Source organism: Gymnodinialimonas mytili, assembly GCF_037544085.1.
GTDB lineage: Bacteria > Pseudomonadota > Alphaproteobacteria > Rhodobacterales > Rhodobacteraceae > Gymnodinialimonas > Gymnodinialimonas mytili.
The window spans coordinates 1,116,106-1,135,086 of record NZ_JBBIFW010000001.1 but is presented as its reverse complement, the minus strand read 5'-3'; the positions used below and the strand labels follow the sequence as shown (position 1 = coordinate 1,135,086).

Annotated in this window: 14 protein-coding genes; 7 read left to right on the top strand and 7 right to left on the bottom strand. The window is 65.0% G+C overall.

Going from position 1 to position 18,981, the window contains the following annotated elements; genetic code table 11:
• Positions 1–12 precede the first annotated feature (12 nt).
• From V8J82_RS05535 to V8J82_RS05510, 6 genes are read left to right on the top strand one after another with little or no spacing between them, the layout of a single operon-like run.
• Entirely contained in the window at positions 13–2,172 is a 2,160-nt protein-coding gene (locus V8J82_RS05535; RefSeq protein ID WP_339972987.1) for an alpha-galactosidase, read from the top strand.
• Positions 2,169–2,939, top strand: a complete 771-nt coding sequence (locus V8J82_RS05530; RefSeq protein ID WP_339972985.1) for an SDR family NAD(P)-dependent oxidoreductase — start codon at positions 2,169–2,171, stop codon at positions 2,937–2,939. Before V8J82_RS05535 ends, V8J82_RS05530 begins: the two co-directional genes overlap by 4 nt.
• A complete protein-coding gene (locus V8J82_RS05525) occupies positions 2,936–3,847 on the top strand; it encodes a 2-dehydro-3-deoxygalactonokinase (RefSeq protein ID WP_339972983.1) in 912 nt (303 codons plus the stop codon). The genes V8J82_RS05530 and V8J82_RS05525 overlap by 4 nt, the downstream gene beginning before the upstream one ends.
• A 1-nt stretch (position 3,848) precedes the next feature.
• The gene (locus V8J82_RS05520) at positions 3,849–4,466 is read left to right on the top strand and encodes a 2-dehydro-3-deoxy-6-phosphogalactonate aldolase (RefSeq protein ID WP_339972980.1); all 618 of its coding nucleotides are present in this window, start codon (positions 3,849–3,851) and stop codon (positions 4,464–4,466) included.
• Positions 4,463–5,302 carry an SMP-30/gluconolactonase/LRE family protein gene (locus V8J82_RS05515; protein WP_339972978.1) on the top strand — a complete coding sequence of 280 codons (840 nt, stop codon included), beginning with the start codon at positions 4,463–4,465 and terminating at the stop codon, positions 5,300–5,302. The genes V8J82_RS05520 and V8J82_RS05515 overlap by 4 nt, the downstream gene beginning before the upstream one ends.
• The gene (locus V8J82_RS05510; protein ID WP_339972976.1) at positions 5,299–7,224 is read left to right on the top strand and encodes a beta-galactosidase; all 1,926 of its coding nucleotides are present in this window, start codon (positions 5,299–5,301) and stop codon (positions 7,222–7,224) included. The genes V8J82_RS05515 and V8J82_RS05510 overlap by 4 nt, the downstream gene beginning before the upstream one ends.
• Before the next feature lie 91 nt (positions 7,225–7,315).
• Here V8J82_RS05510 and V8J82_RS05505 read toward each other — a convergent pair whose 3' ends face one another.
• Both V8J82_RS05505 and V8J82_RS05500 read right to left on the bottom strand, forming a co-directional pair.
• Positions 7,316–8,764: an NAD-dependent succinate-semialdehyde dehydrogenase gene (locus tag V8J82_RS05505; RefSeq protein ID WP_339972974.1), complete on the bottom strand. Its 1,449-nt coding sequence runs from the start codon at positions 8,762–8,764 to the stop codon at positions 7,316–7,318.
• Between the two features lie 62 nt (positions 8,765–8,826).
• Complete coding sequence (locus V8J82_RS05500) at positions 8,827–9,837, bottom strand: type I glyceraldehyde-3-phosphate dehydrogenase (protein WP_339972972.1); 1,011 nt, start codon at positions 9,835–9,837, stop codon at positions 8,827–8,829.
• 129 nt (positions 9,838–9,966) lie between these two features.
• On the opposite strand from V8J82_RS05500, the gene V8J82_RS05495 reads away from it, so the two are divergent.
• Positions 9,967–11,163 carry an amino acid aminotransferase gene (locus tag V8J82_RS05495; RefSeq protein WP_339972970.1) on the top strand — a complete coding sequence of 399 codons (1,197 nt, stop codon included), beginning with the start codon at positions 9,967–9,969 and terminating at the stop codon, positions 11,161–11,163.
• On the opposite strand, the gene cysG is transcribed toward V8J82_RS05495, so the two are convergent.
• From cysG to nirB, 5 genes are all read right to left on the bottom strand, one after another.
• Positions 11,160–12,548: a siroheme synthase CysG gene (cysG, locus tag V8J82_RS05490; protein ID WP_339972968.1), complete on the bottom strand. Its 1,389-nt coding sequence runs from the start codon at positions 12,546–12,548 to the stop codon at positions 11,160–11,162. The genes V8J82_RS05495 and cysG overlap by 4 nt on opposite strands.
• 13 nt (positions 12,549–12,561) lie before the next feature.
• Positions 12,562–13,479, bottom strand: a complete 918-nt coding sequence (locus tag V8J82_RS05485; RefSeq protein ID WP_339972966.1) for a glycosyl transferase family protein — start codon at positions 13,477–13,479, stop codon at positions 12,562–12,564.
• Positions 13,476–16,106, bottom strand: a complete 2,631-nt coding sequence (locus V8J82_RS05480; RefSeq protein WP_339972963.1) for a molybdopterin-dependent oxidoreductase — start codon at positions 16,104–16,106, stop codon at positions 13,476–13,478. The genes V8J82_RS05485 and V8J82_RS05480 overlap by 4 nt, the downstream gene beginning before the upstream one ends.
• Positions 16,106–16,435 carry a nitrite reductase small subunit NirD gene (nirD, locus tag V8J82_RS05475; RefSeq protein ID WP_339972961.1) on the bottom strand — a complete coding sequence of 110 codons (330 nt, stop codon included), beginning with the start codon at positions 16,433–16,435 and terminating at the stop codon, positions 16,106–16,108. Before nirD ends, V8J82_RS05480 begins: the two co-directional genes overlap by 1 nt.
• Before the next feature lie 78 nt (positions 16,436–16,513).
• Positions 16,514–18,946, bottom strand: coding sequence for a nitrite reductase large subunit NirB (gene nirB, locus V8J82_RS05470; protein WP_339972959.1), 2,433 nt, complete (start codon positions 18,944–18,946; stop codon positions 16,514–16,516).
• Between the last annotated feature and the right edge of the window lie 35 nt (positions 18,947–18,981).

Here is an 18,981-nt window from a genome sequence, read left to right as displayed (position 1 = left end):
AGGGCATGTGCCATGGATGTGGTGCTCGACAGCGATATAGCTGGTGACCTGCCTGTGGGCGCGCGCGCGTCGCACGCGGCGCGGCCGGTACGGGTTTGGCGGTTGGATGATGGCGGGCGGCAGACGATTGTCTTCGCGGCCACTGGCGATCGTCTGCCGCAGGTGGTCTATTGGGGCGCGCCGCTGCCCGCCGATGAGGATTTGACCACGCTCCATGCGGCCAATGCCTTGGACGTGACGGGCGGGATGCTGGATGAAAATCCGGATCTCTCGCTCTGTCCCGAGGCTGTGCGCAGTTTCCCAGGCCAGCCCGGGCTGATCCTGCGCGATGGCGACGGCACACCGCTTTTGCCCAAGTTCTGCTATGTTGACGCGACCGAGGGCGAAGGCACGCTTGACCTGCGTTATGCCGACGAAGCCAACGGGATTACGCTGATCTTCCTGTTTGCCATCGATGAATCCACCCGGATCATTACCGCCAAGACCCGGCTTGAAGCGACCCGGCCCGTTCACCTGCACTGGCTGGCCGCGCCGGTTCTGCCCGCACCGCAGCAAAGCGACGAGATGATCGATTTCGCGGGCCGCTGGACAGGAGAATTTCAGCCCAACCGCACCGCCTGGTCCCCCGGTATGCGCTACCGTGAGAACCGCACGGGTCGCACGGGGCACGAGCATTTCCCCGGCCTTTTGGTGCCGCTGAAAGGTTGCACAAACACCCAGGGCGAATGCTACGGATTCCACTACGGCTGGTCCGGTGGCCACAAGATGATCGCCGAAGAGCTGCCCGATGGCCGCCGTCAGATTCAGTTCGGCCATGCCGCCCGGATGGAAACGCAAGCCGCGACCTGGTTCGAATCCGCGACGCTTTACATCACCTATTCCCATGTCGGCCTGAATGGTTGCGCGGTGTCGTTTCAACGCCATCTGCGCGACCGCATCGTCGCCTGGCCACAGCCCGACCGCGTCCGACCGGTGCATTACAATTGCTGGGAAGCGGTCTATTTCGATCACAAGCTGCATGTGCTCAAGGATATCGCCGACCGGGCCGCCGATCTGGGGGCAGAACGCTTTGTGCTCGATGACGGCTGGTTCGGCCAGCGCGACGATGACACCCGCAGCCTCTCAGATTGGGAGGTCGATCCCCGCAAGTATCCCGATGGTCTCGGGCCGCTGATCGACCATGTCCATGCGCGCGGCATGACCTTCGGCATCTGGTTTGAGCCCGAGATGATCAACCCCGACAGTGACATTCACCGCGCCCATCCCGATTGGGCCCTGGGCGGCGAGGATCAGACCTTGGGCCGGGCCCAAAAGGCGCTGAATATGGGCCTGCCGGAGGTGCGGGATTTCATCTACAACCGCATGGCTGCGATCCTGGCGATGCACGATATCGACTATATCAAATGGGATCATAACCGCGTCCTGCCGATGCCCGATGCCGATCAGACGCGCGGGTCCTATGCGCTGATCGACCGGCTGCGCGCCGCCTTTCCGCGGGTGGAGATCGAAAGCTGTGCGTCGGGTGGCGGGCGGATCGATTTTGGCATCATGCAGCGCACCCACCGGGTCTGGCTGAGCGACTCGAATGACGCGTTGGAGCGGCTGCGGATCCAACACGATGCCGCGCTGTTCCTGCCCATGGCGGTGACCGGCAGCCATGTGGGCCCCCGCCGTTGCCATACATCGGGGCGCATCTTCGACATCTCCTTCCGGGCCTGGGTCGCCGCGCAGCGCCATATGGGGTTCGAGATGGACCCACGCGAATTGGATGAACGTGAGGCGCGTGTCCTGCGCGAGGTCACCTCCTGGTGGAAGTATAACCGCCAATGGATGCTGGGCGCCGATATCCTGCGTCTCGACAGCCCCGATCCCGCGGTGCTGGCCGAACAGCAGATGACGCGCGAAGGCGACAAATTCGTCGTCTTTGCGGGGAAGGCCGCCACCTCAAGCCAAATTGCGCCGCGCCCCCTGCGCCTGACGGCCTTGGATGCCGATGCGCGCTACCGCATCACGCTGATGAACCGCGGCACCGCGCCCGCGCTCAGCCGCGGGATGCCCGCGCTGAAGGAAGGCCCGGTCGAGCTGTCCGGTGCCTGGCTGATGCATCACGGCCTTGTGCTGCCGTGGAATTACCCCGACACGATGTGGGTCCTGGAGGGCCAAAGACTGTGACAGATACCGCGATTTATCCCGACCTGAAGGGCGCTTCGGTCTTTATCACCGGTGGCGGCTCCGGCATCGGCGCCAGCCTGACCGAGGGCTTCCTGCGCCAGGGCGCCAAGGTGGCGTTTGTCCAGCGCTCCGACGCCTCAGACTTCGCCGACGAGATGGCGCAGGCCACCGGCAACCGCCCGCTGAGCTTGATCTGCGACATCACAGATACAGCCCGTTTGCGCGCCTGTATGGCTGAGGCCGCCGCAGCCCATGGCCCCGTCACGGTGCTGGTCAACAATGCCGCCAATGATCAGCGGCACGATACGCTCGATGTCGATGAAGAGTTTTGGGATTGGTCCCAGGCGATCAACCTCAAGGCCTATTTCTTCGGCTGCCAGGCGGCCATCGAAGGGATGCAACAGGCCGGTGGCGGGTCGATCATCAACATGTCGTCGATCAGCTATATGATGGGCAATGCTGGATACCCCGCCTATACCGCCGCCAATGGCGCCATCACCGCCATGACCCGCAGCCTCGCGCGCGAATTCGGGCCCGATAAGATCCGCGTCAACGCGCTTGCCCCGGGCTGGGTGCTGACCGAAAAGCAAATCGACAAATGGGCTACGCCCGAAGGGCTCGCCGCCCATATGGATCGGATGTGCCTGAAGGAACACCTGGCCCCCGAGGACATCATCGGCGGCGTGCTGTTTCTGGCCTCCAAGACCTCCAAGGCGATGACCGGCCAGACCATGGTGATCGATGGCGGGGTCGTGGTGACCGGATGACTGGCCAGACCACATATGCCGATTGGATCGCCGTCGATTGGGGCACGACCCATCTGCGCGCCTGGGCCATGGTGGGCGGTCAGCCCAAGGCCGAGGCCACCAGCGCCGATGGCATGGGCACGCTCGACCGTGACGGGTTCGAACCCGCGCTTCTGCGGCTGATCGAACCTTGGCTGGGCGGCACAAAGATACGCGTGGTCGCCTGCGGCATGGTCGGCGCCCGCCAGGGCTGGGTCGAGGCGCCTTACGTTTCCGTGCCCGCACAGCCCTCGCAACTCGGCCCGGTTCCCGCACCCTGCCAGGACCCGCGCCTGGACGTGCTTGTGGTGCCGGGCCTCAGTCAGTCCGAGCCTGCCGACGTGATGCGTGGCGAGGAAACCCAGATCGCCGGGTTCCTGGCCCAGATGCCCGATTTCGACGGCGTGCTCTGCTTGCCCGGCACCCATGCGAAATGGGCCCGGATCTCCGCCGAAGAGGTCGTCAGCTTCCAGACCTGCATGACGGGTGAGATGTTTCAGCTCCTCGCCGATCAATCCGTGCTGCGCCATTCGGTCAGCGGCAAGGATATGGATGCCGAGGCCTTTGCCGAGGCCGTTGATGACACAATCTCGAAACCCGAGCGCTTGGCGCAGCGGTTGTTTTCGCTCCGTGCTCAGAACGTGCTGCACGGGCTTGGCGCGGCCCAGGCCCGCGGGCGTCTGTCGGGCTATCTGATCGGCGCCGAACTGGCCGCCACCAAACCCTATTGGTTGGGCCAAGACGTCGCCATTGCCGGCAGCCCGGCGCTCGCCGCCGCCTATGAGGCCGCCCTGAAACAGCAGGGCGTCGTGCCGCGTGTTTTCGATGCCGGCCCCCTGACCCGCGCGGGCCTGGCCCGCGTTTATGCCGCCCTGACGGAGAATGCCTGACATGTCTCGCCCTTTGATTGCGATCCTTCGCGGCATCACGCCGCCCGATGCCGTGCCTGTGGCCCAGGCCATTCTGGAGGCCGGGATCGACCGGATCGAGGTGCCGTTGAACTCGCCAGACCCACTCGCCTCCATTGGCGCCATGGCCAAAGCGATTGGGGACCGCGCAATGATCGGCGCGGGGACCGTTCTGACGCCTGACGATGTGCGTGCCGTCGCCGATATCGGTGGCCGGATGATCGTGTCGCCCAATGCCAATGTCGATGTCATTACCGAAACCAAGCGCCTCGGCCTGCAAAGCTATCCTGGTGTGCTGACCCCGACCGAATGCTTCGCTGCGCTGGATGCGGGGGCCGATGGTCTGAAGATATTCCCCGCCGATCTGGTGGGGCCCAAAGGCCTCAAGGCGATCCGCGCCATTCTGCCTCCGGGCACGCAGGTCTATGCGGTGGGCGGCGCCGGGCCAGAGAATTTCGGAGAATGGATGGCGGCCAGCGCCGACGGCTTCGGTATCGGTTCTGCGCTCTACAAACCCGGCCTGTCCGCGGCCGAGGTTGGCACCCGCGCCGCCAAGATTGTCGACGCCTATGATACCGCCACCAAAGGCCCGCTTGTATGAGTGTAACGGTGCATGACGCGACCCCCTGCCAATTGGGCGAGGGGCCATTGTGGCATCCGACACGTCAGCGGCTCTATTGGTTCGACATTCTGGGCCACCGGCTTTTGACCCAGGGGCAGGTTTGGCAATTTGACCGCCCCGTTTCGGCGGCGGGGTGGGTGGATGACGATCACCTGCTGATCGCGTCGGCCACCGATCTGATCCGCTTTGACCTGCGCGACGGCAGCTCAGAGCCTATCGTGGCGCTCGAGGCCGACAATCCTGTCACCCGCTCCAATGATGGCCGCGCCGATCCCCAGGGCGGGTTTTGGATCGGCACGATGGGCCGCGATGCCCAACCCGAGGCAGGAGCGCTCTATCGGTTCTATCGCGGGGAGCTGCGTCAGATCCGCGATGGTGTGACCATTCCCAACGGCACCTGTTTCACGCCGGATGGTCGCCACGCCTATTTCGCCGATACCGCCGCGCAGATCGTCTGGCGCTATACGCTCGATGCCGATGGTTGGCCCGATGGCGCCCCTGAGATCTTTCTCGATCATCGCGGCAGTGACGTGAACACCGACGGCGCCATCGTCGATGCCGAGGGGCGGTTCGTCTGTGCCGAATGGGGCGGTTCGCGGCTTGCCTGCTACAGCCCTGAGGGGAATCTTATAGAAGAAATTGCGCTGCCCGTGCCGCAGCCCACCTGTCCGGCCTTCGGCAGGGACGCGCTCTACGTGACCTCCGCCCGCCAGGGCCTGTCGGAAGACGCGCTTCGCGCTGCGCCGCGCTCGGGCCAGACCTTCCACATCGCCACCGACATCAAGGGTCAGGCTGAACACCAGGTTCGGCTATGAGTCTCAAACGCACCCTTGGCACCTGCTACTATCCCGAACATTGGCCCGAAGAGATCTGGGCCGAGGATGCGCGCCGCATGGCGGATCTGGGGCTCACCTGGGTGCGTATCGGCGAGTTCGCCTGGAGCCGTCTGGAACCCGCACCGGGCGATCTGCGCTTCGATTGGCTCGACCGCGCCATCGATGTGCTGACCGGCGCGGGCCTCAAGGTCGTGCTGGGCACCCCCACCGCCACGCCGCCCCGCTGGATGCTGGACAAGCATCCCGACATGCTCGCCGTCGACGCCCTGGGCAATCCGCGCAAATTCGGCTCGCGGCGGCACTATTGCTTTTCCCATAGCGGCTATCGCGACGAGGCCGTGCGCATCACACGCCTTCTGGCCGAACGCTTCGGCACCCGCATCGCCGCGTGGCAGACCGACAATGAATATGGCTGCCATGATAGCGTCATGTCGTATAGCCAGGCCGCTAGAGATGCGTTTTGCGCATATCTGAAACGGCGATATGGCACGATCGAGGCGTTGAATACGGCTTGGGGCAACGTCTTCTGGTCGATGGAATATGATCGCTTCGACCAGATCGATCTGCCCAATCTGACCGTCACCGAGCCCAACCCGTCCCACGCGCTGGAGTTTCGCCGCTTCAGTTCCGATCAGGTGGCGCGCTTCAACGCGGCGCAGGTTGATGCGATCCGCGCATTTTCCGATGCGCCGATCAGCCATAATTACATGGGCCGTGAACTTGCCTTCGATCATTTCGCCACCGGGCGGCAGATGGAAATCGCCACATGGGACAGCTATCCCCTTGGCTTCCTTGAAGATCGTCTTGAGGCAAGCGCTGCCCACAAGGCCCGTTATGCCCGCCAGGGCGATCCCGATTTCCAGGCCTTTCACCACGATCTCTACCGTGCCGTGGGCCGCCGCCCGGCAGAGGCCGCGAGCGATGGGCTGGGCCGGTGGTGGGTGATGGAACAGCAACCCGGACCGGTGAACTGGGCCCCGCACAACCCCGCGCCACTGCCCGGAATGGTCCGCTTTTGGACGTGGGAGGCCTTCGCCCACGGCGCCGATTGCGTCGCCTATTTCCGCTGGCGTCAGGCGCCTTTCGCGCAAGAACAATACCATGCAGGCCTGTTGCGCCCCGACAGCGTCGCCGCCGAAGCCTTCGCCGAGGCCGCGCAGGTCGCCAGTGAACTCAAAGAGATGCCCGATGTCGAACAGGCCCAGGCCCCGGTGGCGCTGATCTTCGACTACGCATCCAGCTGGGCCTGGACCGTCCAGCCCCAAGGCGCGGGATGCGACTATTTCCGTCTGGTCTTCGACATGTATCGCGGTCTGCGGAAGCTTGGCCTCAGCGTCGATATTCTGCCGCCCCATTGCGGCACGCTGGATGGCTACAAACTGGTCCTGATCCCGGGCGTGATCACCTTGTCAGAGCCTTTGAAGCAAGCCATCGCGGCCAGCGACGCGCAAATTCTTCTCGGCCCGCGGACCAATGCGAAAAGCGATGCGCTCCACATCCCGGTGCCCCTGCCACCCAATATCCCCGGCCTCGATGTCACGATCTCGCGGATCGAGACTTTGCGCCCCGATATGCCGGTCGCGGTGCAACAGGGCGGCGCCGTTCAACTGTGGCGCGAACAGATCGAAACGACGGCTCAAGTGCTGGAAAGCGACGTCACCGGCGCCCCCATCGCCGCGCAAAACGGCACGCTCAGCTATCTCGCGGGCTGGCCGGACGAGGCGCTGCTGGCCCGACTGCTCGACCGCGCCGCAAGACAAGCCGGGCTCAACCCCCAAACCCTGCCCCCCGATATCCGGATCCGCGATACGGGCAAAACCCGCTTCATCTTCAATCACGGCCCCGAGGCGGTCGAATTCGAGGGCAATACCATCCCACCCGCCGGTCTCACCTGGGACTGACCGCCCCTTCCATTGGCGCGAAATACCCTCGGGGGGTCTGGGGGGATGAATCCCCCCAGCCGGTCGACGCGCCGCAGGCGCGGCGAGACAACTAGATCCCGTCGATACAGACGTATTTCGTCTCCAGGTAATCCTCCAAACCCTGGCTGCCGCCTTCCTTGCCCAAGCCACTTTCCTTCACGCCCCCAAAAGGCGCCTCGACCGTGGTGATCAGGCCGGAATTGATCCCGATCATTCCGTATTGCAACCCCTCGTTCAGCCGAAAGGCGCGGCCCAGATCCTGCGTATAGGCATAGCTGGCCAGGCCAAACACCGTGTCATTGGCCATCGCAATCGCCTCCTCCTCGGTGTCGAATTTGAACACCGGGGCCAGCGGACCAAAGATCTCGTCCTGGGCAAAGGCCATATCCTGGGTGCAGCCGGTCAGAACCGTGGGTTCATAGAACGTACCACCCAGATCGTGGGGCGCGCCGCCGCATTCCACATGGGCGCCCTTGTCTTTCGCGTCCCCCAGCAGGTCCTCGACTTTGGCCACGGCATCTGCGTCGATCAGTGGGCCCTGCACCACACCGTCTTCGCGTCCGTCACCCACCTTCATCGCGCGAGTCTTCTCGACCAGCTTTTCGACAAACGCGTCATGGATCCCGCCCTGCACATAAATCCGGTTGGCGCAGACGCAGGTTTGCCCGGAATTGCGATATTTCGAGACCATCGCGCCCTCGACCGCAGCGTTCAGATCGGCATCGTCGAACACGATGAAGGGCGCATTGCCGCCCAATTCCATCGAGACCTTTTTGACCGTATCAGCCGATTGCCGGATCAGTTCCTTACCCACCTCGGTCGAGCCGGTGAAGGTGATCTTGCGCACCCGCGCATCGTCCATCATCGCGCCCGCGATCTTCCGCGCCGATCCGGTCAGCACATTCACCACGCCCGGCCCATAGCCGACCTCTTCGGCCAAGGCCGCCCAGGCAAGCCCCGAATAAGGCGTCGCAGTGGCCGGTTTCGCGACCACCGGGCAGCCCACGGCCAAAGCGGGCGCGATCTTGCGCGCCAACATTGACGAGGGGAAATTCCACGGCGTGATCATCCCCACCACGCCAATCGGGTGTTTCGTCACCAGGATGCGGCGGCCAGTCACGCCGGCGGGTACGATCTCGCCCTTGGCGCGGCGCGCCTCTTCGGCAAACCAGCGCACATATTGCGCGCCGATGGCGATCTCGCCCTTCGCCTCGGCCAGGGGTTTGCCCATCTCAACGGTCAGCAATTCGGCCAGGGCTGCCTGGTTGTCCATCAGCGCATCGTGCAGCTTCCACAGCAGACCGACGCGGTCCATCAGCGATAGCGCGGCAAAGTCCGGCAGGGCGGCGGCGGCGGCCTCGACGGCCCGCGCGGTCTCTTCGCTTCCGCAGGCGGGCACGGTCCCGATCACTTCGCCCGTCGCCGGGTTCGTCACATCGATTGTCTTGCCGCTATCGGCGCCGATCCACGCGCCTCCGATATAAGCCGCTTCTTTCTTCCAGGCTTGCCAATCGGCCATCATATCCATCCTTTTCCGTTAGGCGCCGCGTGCGGTGCGGGCGGCGTTCGTCTCTCGCAGCGTCACTGGGCCGCTTGCTGTCCCATGATCCGCGCCACATCCAGCATCCGGCACGAAAAGCCCCATTCATTGTCGTACCAGCCAAAGACCCGCAGCATCCCGCCTTTGGAGCGTTTGATCTCCGGCCCCGCGATGATCAGGGATTCAGGCCGCGCCCGCAGGTCCGAACTGACCAGCGGCTGGTCGGTGAACCCGATCACCGCATCTTTGGTTCCGGCAAAGAAGGCGTGCGCCTCATCGGCCTGGGGCCGGTCGCGGGTCATCACCGCCAGATCCACGCAGGACACGCTGGCCGAGGGCACCCGCACCGCCGATCCCGTCACCCGGCCTGCCAGATGCGGCAGGACGATATCGACCAGCTTTTCGGCGGAGGTTGTGGTGGGCACCATGCTCAACGCTGCTGCGCGGGAGCGCGCCGGATCGCGCATGGGCATGTCCACGGTGGGTTGGCTGCCGGTATAGCAATGCACGGTTGTCATCAGGCCCGAATCCAAACCCCAGGTCTCGTCAATCAGGCGGACCAGTGGCGCGAGCGCATTGGTGGTGCAGGAGGCATTCGAGACAATCCGATGCTCCGGGCGCAGCGTCTCGTGATTGGCGCCCAGAACCAGGGTCAGATCAGGGTCGATCGCGGGGCCCGAGACCAAAACCCGGCCCGCCCCGGCAGACAGCGCGGCCTCGGCCACATCGCGGCTGCCGCGCCCGGTGCATTCCATCAGGATATCCACGTCGCCCAGGGCCAGCGCGCCGGTGTCACGTTCCTGGCTCAACCGGATATGGCGGCCATCCACCACCAAATCGCCCTCGACGATGCTGATATCGCCGGGATAGGGCCCAAAGACGCTGTCGAATTCGAAGAGATACGCGCAGGTGTCCGGCGCGGCGATATCGTTGATCGCCACAATCTCGATGTCGGGCCAGGTCGGGCCATGCCGTCCGCCGCCCAGCAACCAGGCGCGCAAGACCGATCGTCCGATCCGCCCAAACCCGTTTATCACAACCTTAATGGCCATCGCCGCCCCTCCGTCGGGGCGAGTGATGCACAGCGAACGCGCCCGATACAAGGCCCCGCATCCGCGCTTGCACATTCCAACCTGTTGGATTTGAACTGCGCGGATAGGGCGCGAACCGAGGGATCTTCGATGTTTGAAACCAAACGACCCAGCGAGGTCGATCAAATCCTTGCGCTGATGCAGGCCTTTCAGGCCGATCCGCGCGACAGCAAGGTCGATCTGGTTGTCGGGGTCTACAAGGATGAAACGGGTGCCGTGCCGGTGATGCGCGCCGTGAAGGCCGCCGAGCGTCGTCTGGTCGAGACACAGGCCACCAAGACCTATCTGGGCATTGCCGGATCGCCGCAATTTCGGGCCCTTGTCGCGCCGCTCCTGCTGGGCGAAGACGCACCGCAACTCGCGGCGGGTCGGGTTGTCAGCCTGCAGACCCCGGGCGGATCGGGCGCGCTGCGGGTCGGCTGCGATGTCCTGGCCAATCTGACACCGGATCAGAAGATCTGGGTCAGTACGCCCACCTGGGCCAATCATATCCCGGTTGCCGAGCGCGCGGGCCTGCGGGTCGCGGCGTACCCGTATTTCCGGCCCGCGGATCGGCGGTTGGATTTCGGCGCGATGATGGACAAGCTGGACACATCCGCGCGCGCTGGCGAGGTCGTGCTGCTGCATGCCTGTTGCCACAGTCCCACCGGTGTCGACCTGAGCCTGCCGCAATGGCGGGACCTGACGGAGTTGCTGGCGCAGAAGGGCCTGATCCCCTTTGTCGATTGCGCCTATCAGGGCATGGGCGACGGGCTTGAGGACGATGTCGCGGGTCTGCGCCATATGGCGGCCCATGTGCCCGAGATGCTGATCGCCAGCTCGTTTTCGAAGAATTTCGGCATCTATGCCGAGCGCACCGGCGCGCTGACCCTGATGGGGGCAGAGGCGGGCCACGCCCAAACCGCCTTTGCCGCGGCGGAGAACATGATCCGCACCAATTACTCGATGCCGCCGGATCACGGGGCACAGGTGGTGACCACGATTCTCACCGATCCAGATTTGCGCGCCGGTTGGGCGGCGGAGCTGGCGCAGATGCGCGGGCGCATCGCCGATATGCGCCAAAGCCTGCGCCAGATGTTAGAACAGCGGCAGGTAACCCGCGATCTGTCCTTCCTAACCGATCAGAAAGGCATGTTCTCCTATACCGGGTTCACCCCGGATCAGGTCACCCATCTGCGCGAGGCCCATGGGATCTACATGGCCGATGACGGGCGGATCAACGTGGCCGGGCTGTCGCAGGCGGTTCTACCGCAGGTCGCCGATGGGTTCGCCGCTGTTCTGCGCTAGGCGCTGAGCGCAGACAAAGGCTGTTGCACGGCGTTCTGCGGCCATTGCGCGAGGATCGTGGCGCAGCCGCTGATCGACTCGACCTCCAGCCGCGCGGCCAGGTCCGACAGCGCGCAGGTCACGGTCTTCTCGCCTGGCTTTGAAGCCTCGGCCACCACGGTCACGGGCGATTGCGGTGGCATCCCCTTGGCGATCAGATCTCCGCTGACCCGCCCGGCCTGTGTCACACCCATGTAAAGCGCAAATGTCGTGCCCGGCCCCACATGCCGCGCAGCATCGGGTAGAGGCGCGCCCGGCCGCGCCATGCCGGTGCTCAGCACCAGCGTATCGGTCTTGCCCCGTTCCGTCAGGCTGAGCCCCGCACTGGCCGCGGCGGCACAGGCGGCGGTCACACCCGGCACGATGTCCACCTTGATCCCGGCGGCCTCGGCAGCGGTGATCTCTTCGCCCGCGCGGCCAAACACACCCGGATCGCCGGATTTCAGCCGCACCACACGCAACCCCTTGCGCGCCTCGGCCACGATCAGCGCGTTGATCTTGTCCTGCGGCCAGGCATTCGCGCCCACGACCTTGCCCACATAGACCCGCTCGGCATCGCGGCGGGCCAGTTCCAACACCTCTTCATCGACCAGCCGATCGTAAAAGATCACATCGGCCTCTTGCAGGCGGGCAACCGCGCGCAGCGTCAGCAGATCCTTTGCGCCGGGCCCGGCCCCGACCAGGGTGATCAATCCGTCTTCCCGTTGATCCGGCGCTTGCCCGGCGGCGATGGCGGCTTTCAGCACCTTGGCGGCGTCGCGCTCGGCCCCCCGCGTCCAGTCCCGCCGCGGTTCGCCATCGAAAACCCAGCGCCAGAACCCGCGCCGCTTGGCCCGCGGCACGCCTTGCGCCACGGCCCCGCGCAACCGCCCGGCCAGCGCTGCCAAACCGCCCAGATTGGGCGCCAGCATCTGCTCCACCTGGGTTTTGATCTGCCGCGCGAGCACCGGCGCCGTACCCTCTGTGCCAATCGCCACAACCACCGGGTCGCGATCCACCAGCGACGGCGTTGTGATGTCGCACAGATCGGGCCGGTCCACGACATTGACAGGGCAGCGCGCCGCCGTGACCAGCGCGTGGATGGCTCCGTCGCTGCCCGGGCAGCCGGTGGCGACAAAGGCCATCGCAGCACCTTCGAACAGCGCCGCCTCGACGGTGCCGCGATGCCATTCCGCGCGCCCATCCTCGACCAATCCCTGCAATTCCGGCTCAAGCTCCGGCCAGATCAACAGGATCTGTGCATCGGTCTTCAGGATCAGCCGCGCCTTTTGCGCCGCTTGTTCGCCGCCGCCGACAATGATGACACGGCGCCCCGTGGTGCGGATGAACATCGGAAAGCTTTTCATGGCGGGCTCCTTTTCAGGCGGCGAGCTCGGATGCGCGGTTGGCCCAAAGCCTATGCGCGGTGGTGTCCGGGGTGGCGTCCCCCAATGTGTCCAGCGCCAGGGTGGCGGTGGCCAAGACGATCTGTTCGGCGAAGGGATCGGACCGCGCCCCATTCCACAGGGCGGGCAGGGCGGACATGTCGCTGTCATCGGCCAGTCTGCGTGGGGTGGCGATGCTGGCGGCCCGGGTGGCCTGCCAATGCGCACCGGCGCGCAGGCCAAAGCCCGCCACGTCTTTGGACGGGTTGCATTCGAACTCTCCACCGCCGCCTTTGATCACGCTCAGGCTGTCCCAGCCCAGCACTTGCGCGGCATCGGCCTGCAACATCCGGTAGGACGGGTGAAACACCCCCTGGACCGAGGCTTTGGCCCGACCCGGGTTCAACATCCGACAGATTGTGTTCACACAGGATCTCAGGCCAAGCACATCCCGTAGGCGTAGCAAGCGGAACAGGTCGGGCGATAGGGTCTCCAGCGCGCGGTAGCGGAGGTTGCCTTCTCCGCCGATCCCAAGCGCGGCGACCCCCGCCCGCACAGCCGCGTCCGGGCCGTTAAACCCATGTATCAACACGGAGTGCCCCGCCATCGCCACCAGCTTCGCCGATAGCAGGAACCACGGCAGACCGCGCGTGCGCCCTGCCGCATAGCTGGGCCAATCCAGGTCCACGTGCCCCAGCTCTGGCAGGTTGGCCTGTGCCCCATGGGCCAATCCGGCGATTTCCTCGGCGGTTTCGCCCTTCATCCGCAACAGCATCAGCAAGGCGCCCACAGCCTCAGGCGCGGCCTTACCCGACAGCATCAGCGCCATGGCGTCTTCCGCTTCGTTCCGCGTCAGCGACCGTGACCGTCCGGGGCCGCGGCCCAAGGTGCGCACATGGTCCGACAGGCTCATTCCGCAGCCTCCTGGCGGCTGACCGCACGCAATAGATCGGCGATTTCCGGTCGGCACGATCCGCAATTCGTGCCCGCCCCCAGGGCCGCGCCAATCGCCTCGACGCTCAGCAGATTCTGGGTCTCGATGGCCGTGACGATGCTGTTTACACCGACGCCAAAACACGAACACAGGATCGGGCCCGGATTGGGCCGGTCCGCTGGCATAAGACCGGTCAGGGCATCGGGCGCCTCGGTCCCCGGCAGCCCGGCCAGATAATCGCGCATGACCGCAACAGGCTTTGGCCCGACGATCAGCGCCGCGCTGAGCATGCCGGACCTGTCGTGAAAGGCGATGCGGGCCACACCCCGCGCCGGGTCCAGGATGCTTTGCGGCGCGGCATGGGGCAGGCCAAACAGATCCCGCGCGGCGCGCGTCCAATCAGGGACCTGGCCCATCCCCGCCAATTCAGCCCGGTAGCCCGCCTCGGTCTTGGCGAGCGCCCAATAGGGGGCATCGGGGTGCATTGGACGGGCCGAGATGGCGAACCCATACCAATCCGCCGCGAACCGCGCCACCTGCACGGCGGCGGCCTTGCTTTCCGGCTGGCCTGAAACAGGATCGACCGCCCCCGGCACCAGCACGTCAATCCGCCCCGATGGCGCGGTTTCCCCGGTCCAGTGGATCGGCGCAAAGACCGATCCGGGCTGCACCGTATCGGTGATCCAGGCGCGCAGAATGGCGCGACCATGGCTGTTTGTGACCGCCACCAGATCCGCAGCGCCGATGCCAAGGCGCGCGGCATCCGCCGGGTGGAGTTCAAGGAATGGCTCGGCCAGATGCCCTGAAAGCCGAGCCGACAGGCCGGTCCGCGTCATCGTATGCCACTGGTCGCGGATCCGCCCGGTATTCAGCCGGAACGGCGCCGCGCCGCTCAGCGCACTTGCTGGCGGACGCGCGGTGACAGGCAGCAATTTGGCCCGTGTGTTCTTATGAAAGAATTGCCCGTCGGCAAAGAACCGGCCGCCCCGGCGTGTATCGGTGATTGGCCAGCGGGTCGGGGCCAGCGCGTCATATTCAGCATCGGTGATCTGCGCGAGGCCGGAGATATCGAAATCCCGCCCCAATCGCCCGGCCACGCCCGACAGAGCAGCATATTCGCGGAAGATCTCTGCGGGGTTTTGGTAGTCGAATGCGCGGCTCCACCCCATGCGGCGCCCGACCTCGGCCAGGATATCCCAATCGGGCCGCGCCGCGCCCGGCGCAGGCAGAACCGCCCGCTGGCGGCTGATCGTACGGTCGGAATTGGTGACCGTCCCGCTCTTCTCGGCCCAGGCGGCGGCGGGCAGCAGCACATCGGCCAGCCGCGCGGTATCCGTGGCGCCGGTCACATCGCTGACCACCACAAACTCGCAGCCCTTTATCGCATCGCGCACCGCATCCGCCTCGGGCATCGACACGGCGGGATTGGTGTGGATGATCCACAACGCCTTGATGCGCCCGTCCCCCACCGCGCGGAACATATCAACGGCCTTCAGCCCCGGCGCATCCGGCACGTGCGGCACATCCCAGAACCCGCGCACAGCCGCGCGGTGATGGGCATTTTCCAGATCCAGGTGGCAGGCGAGCATATTGGCCAGCCCGCCGACCTCGCGCCCGCCCATCGCATTGGGCTGCCCGGTGACGGAAAACGGCCCCATACCGGGCTTGCCGATCCGGCCCGTGGCCAGGTGGCAATTCAGGATCGCGTTGACCTTGTCGGCCCCGCTGGTCGATTGGTTCACGCCCTGGCTGTAGATCGTCACGACCTTTTCATGGGCGATCCACATGTCGCAAAAGCGCTGCACATCCACGGCACTCAGACCGGTCTCGCCGCCATCGGCGCGCGCGGCCTCCAGGGCCGCGTCGATCCCGTCTGTGTGGCGCAGAAACTGCGCATCCAGCGCCCCGCCCCCGTGGATCGCTGTCAGAAGCCGGTTGAACAAGGCCACATCGGCCCCCGGTGCCAGCGCCAGATGCAGATCGGCCTCGGCGCAGCTTGCCGTGCGCCGCGGATCCACGACGATGATCTTCGTCCCGCGCTTGGCCCGCGCGGCCAGCAACCGTTGGTGCAAAACCGGATGACACCACGCCAGGTTCGAACCCACCAACACCACCAGATCGGCCTCATCCAGATCCTCATAGGTGCCGGGAACGGTGTCACTGCCAAAGGCACGCTTATGCCCCGCCACGCTCGACGCCATACACAGCCGCGAATTTGTGTCGATATTGGCCGAGCCGATGAAGCCCTTCATCAGCTTGTTGGCGACGTAGTAATCCTCGGTCAGCAATTGCCCCGAGACGTAAAACGCCGTCGCATCCGGCCCGTGCTCGGCGATCACCCGCGAAAACCGGTCCGCCACCAATTGCAGCGCCTCGTCCCACCCGGTCTCAATGCCGCCCACAATCGGCGCGCGCAGGCGCCCCGACAGCCCGACCGTCTCGCCCAAAGCTGAGCCCTTGGAACAGAGCCGCCCGTGATTGGCCGGATGCTCCGGATCGCCCCGTACCGCCAGGCCACCCGCCCCGTCAGGCCGCAGGAGCACGCCACACCCGACCCCGCAATAGGGGCAGGTCGACCGCGTCTCCGGGGCGTCCGCGCCGTCCATCACGCAGCACTCCGCCGCGTCAGTTCTGTCGCATCGATCAGGATCCGCCCGGCCTCCACACGCAGCGGATAGGTCGCAATCCGCGCATCCTCCCCCACAGCCTCACCACTGTTCAGATCGAGCACCCAATTGTGCAGCGGGCAAGTCACACGCTGGCCATGCACGATCCCCTCGGCCAGCGGCCCCCCCTTGTGGGGACAGGTGTTGTCGGTGGCAAACACCTCTGCCTCGCCGGTACGGAACACCGCCACGCAGCCCATATCCGTCTTCAACACGCGCGCGCCGCGCACCGGCACGGCCTCCAAGGCACCGATATCAATCCAGGCCATGGCCGCGCCCTTTCTTTGTTTCAAAAATATCCCGGGGGAGGCGCAGCCGGGGGCAGAGCCCCCCAATCAAACAAGGACTCATTCCGCCGCCTCCAATGTCAGATCCGCCAGCGGCGCATAGGTCTCGGCCCGGTCCTGCGCATGTTCGGCCCAAGGATCCTTGCGATAGATGCTCTGCGATAGCTCGAACCGGGCCACCAGGGCCTGGCGCGTCTCGGGATCTTCGATCTGTTCCTTGATCCAGTCCAGACCCACCTTCGCCATCCATTTATACATTCGGTCGAGATATTTGGCGCCTTCGCGGTAAAGCTGCGTGACCGCCATCACCACCTCGATCGCTTCCGCTTCGGTAGGCACCTGGATCAGCAACTCGGTCTCTTTCACATCCATGCCCGCGGCACCGCCGATGCTGATCTGATAGCCGCTATCGACACAGACCACGCCGATATCCTTACACGTCGCCTCGGCGCAATTGCGGGGGCATCCCGATACGGCCAGCTTCAGCTTGTGCGGCGTCCACGACCCCCACAGCACCTTTTCCAGCTTGATGCCCAAACCGGTGCTATCCTGGGTTCCAAACCGGCAATGGTCGGTGCCCACACAGGTTTTCACCGTGCGCAGACCCTTGGAATAGGCGTGGCCCGAGACCATGCCCGCGCGGTTCAGATCCGACCAGATGCTGGGCAAATCCTCCCCTTTCACACCCAGCAGATCGATCCTCTGGCCGCCGGTCACCTTCACGGTCGGCACATCGTATTTGTCGGCGGCATCGGCAATCGCGCGCAGCTCGTCTGGGGTGGTGATCCCGCCCCACATCCGCGGCACCACGCTGAACGTGCCGTCTTTCTGGATATTGGCGTGCTTGCGTTCATTAATGAACCGGCTCTGAGGGTCGTCCTGATATTCCAGCGGCCAATCCGCCAGCAGGTAGAAATTGATCGCCGGGCGGCAGACATGGCAGCCGTTCCGAGTGCTCCAGCCCAACTCCTGCCACACCGCCTCCTGGCTTTGCAGCGGTTTGGTCTTGATCAGCCGTCGCACATCCTCGTGGCTCAGATCGGTGCAGCCACAGACCGGCTGCGCCGTCGGCATCTGGAACGCGTCGCCTAGCGTGACTTGCAGAAGCTGCTCCACCAGCCCGGTGCAGGTCCCGCAAGACGCGCTCGCCTTTGTGGTCGCTTTCACCGCGCCCAGATCGGTGGCACCGCCCGAAATCGCGTCCACGATGGTGCCTTTGCAAATGCCGTTACAGCCACAGATTTCCGCATCACGCGGCAAGGCTGCAACGGCTGACAGAGGGTCCACGGCGGCCCCCCCTTGATAGGCGGGCCCGAAGATCAGAGTCTCGCGCATTTCCTCGATATCGGTGCCGTCCTTGATCAGGCCGAAGAACCAATTGCCATCGGCCGTATCGCCATACATCACCGCGCCGATCAGTTTGGAGCCGTCCAAGACCAGTCGCTTGTAAACCCCGCGCGCCGGGTCACGGAACACGATGTCCTCCCGCCCCTCGCCCTCAGCGAAGTCACCGGCGCTGAACAGATCACACCCCGTGACCTTCAGCTTGGTCGACAGGCTTTTCTGAACGAAAGCCGCCTCCTCGCCCAATAGCGTCTGGGCCGCGACCTTGGCCTGATCATAGAGCGGCGCCACGAGGCCAAAGATCGCGCCTTGATGTTCGACGCATTCGCCCACGGCCAGCACATCGGCATCAGAGGTAACCATCTGATCATCCACATGCACGCCCTTACCGACGGCGAGCCCCGCCGCCTGACCCAGCGCCACATTGGGCCGGATCCCCACCGCCATCACCAGCAAATCACAGGGCAGTTCGGTGCCATCTTCCAGCAGCAGTGCCTTCACGCGCCCGTCTTCGCCCAGGATTTCCTTGGAATTCGCCTGGAGCCGGATCGTGATGCCTTTGTCCTCCAGCGATTTCTTCAAAAGATAGCCCGCCGCTTCGTCCAATTGCCGCTCCATGAGGTGGCCCATGATATGCACCACCGTGACATCCACGCCCCGTGCGGCCATGCCTGCGGCGGCTTCCAGCCCCAGAAGGCCACCGCCGATCACCACGCATTTGTGACCTGCGCCCAGGCCCATCATCCGCTCGGTGTCTTCCAGATCGCGATAGGCGATCACGCCGTCCAGATCATGGCCGGGCAGGGGGATCATGAACGGGTTCGAGCCGGTGCCGAGGATCAGCTTGTCATAGGGCACATGCCCGTTTTCGCCGACAACGACCTTGGCCTCGCGGTCGATCTCGAGCACCCTCTCACCGAAGCGGCAGGTGATGCCGCGCTCCGCATACCAGGCATCGTCATGGGTGACGATCTCGTCATAGGTCTTCTCGCCCGACAGGACCGGGCTCAGCATGATGCGGTTGTAATTGCCGCGCGGCTCGGCGTTGAAAAGCGTGATGTCAAACGCGTCCGGCGCGGCCTCGGTCAGGTGCTCCAACACCCGCCCCGAGGCCATGCCCGCGCCGATCACGACGAGGTTCTGTTTCATCTCTGCTCTCCCCTTGATTGGCGTGGCTGTGTCTG